Origin of the sequence: Streptomyces sp. SA15 (genome assembly GCF_002291145.1) — a bacterium.
Lineage (GTDB): Bacteria > Actinomycetota > Actinomycetes > Streptomycetales > Streptomycetaceae > Streptomyces.
On sequence record NZ_NTGE01000019.1, the window covers coordinates 1 to 955 of the forward strand.

Annotated in this window: 1 protein-coding gene; it reads right to left on the reverse strand. The window is 72.9% G+C overall.

The window, feature by feature from the left end:
* The coding region (locus tag CLM62_RS03420; RefSeq protein WP_257003642.1) for an ATP-binding protein at positions 1–955 on the reverse strand (955 nt) is incomplete at both ends.

Below are 955 nucleotides of genomic sequence, written 5' to 3' on the forward strand. Positions count from 1 at the left end.
TCCCGCCTCGGTTCCGGGCTGCGGACGCTGCTGCGGCGCCACGGCCGGACCGGCCGGCCCCGCCGTGGTGTCCGGCGGCTGCGGTACGGCTCCGGGGGCGCCCGGCACCGTACCCAGCAGCGCCTGCGGCACGACGAGCACGGCCTGGACACCGCCGTAGATGTTGGTCTGCAGGCGGACGTGGATGCCGTGCCGCTTGGCGAGTTGCGAGACCACGAACAGCCCGATGCGGCCGTCCGCCAGCAGGCTGGCCACGTTGACCTGGTCCGGGTCGGCGAGCAGGGCGTTCATCCGGTGCTGCTCGTCGACGGGCATGCCGAGCCCGCGGTCCTCCACCTCGACGGCGAGCCCCGAGGTGACGAGGTTGGCCCGCAGCAGTACTTGGGTGTGCGGGGCGGAGTACACCGTGGCGTTCTCGACGAGTTCGGCCAGCAGGTGGATCACGTCGGCGACGGCGTGGCCGCGCAGTTCGCCGTCGATCGGCGGCACCAGCTTGACCCGGGAGTACTGCTCGACCTCGGCGATGGCCGAGCGCAGCACCTCGGTCATGGACACCGGGTTGCTCCACTGCCGGCGCGAGACGGCACCGCCGAGCACCGCGAGGTTCTCGGCGTGGCGGCGGATGCGGGTGGCGAGGTGGTCGACGTGGAAGAGGCCCTTGAGCAGATCGGGGTCCTCGATCTCGTTCTCCAGCTCGTCGAGGATGGAGATCTCCCGGTGCACGAGCGACTGCAGCCGCCGGGCGAGGTTGAGGAAGACCTCCAGCTTCTGTTCACTGCCCGCCTGGCTGGAGAGCTGGGCGGCCTGGACGACGGCGGTGACGGCGCCGTCGTGGGCGCGGGCCAGGTCGGCGGCGAGCAACTCGAAATCGTCGGCGTCCCCGGGCGGGCCGCTGCGCGGCTTGCGCTGGGGCGGGCCGTCGCCGCGCCGGAGCGCCTCCACCAGGGCCCGCAGA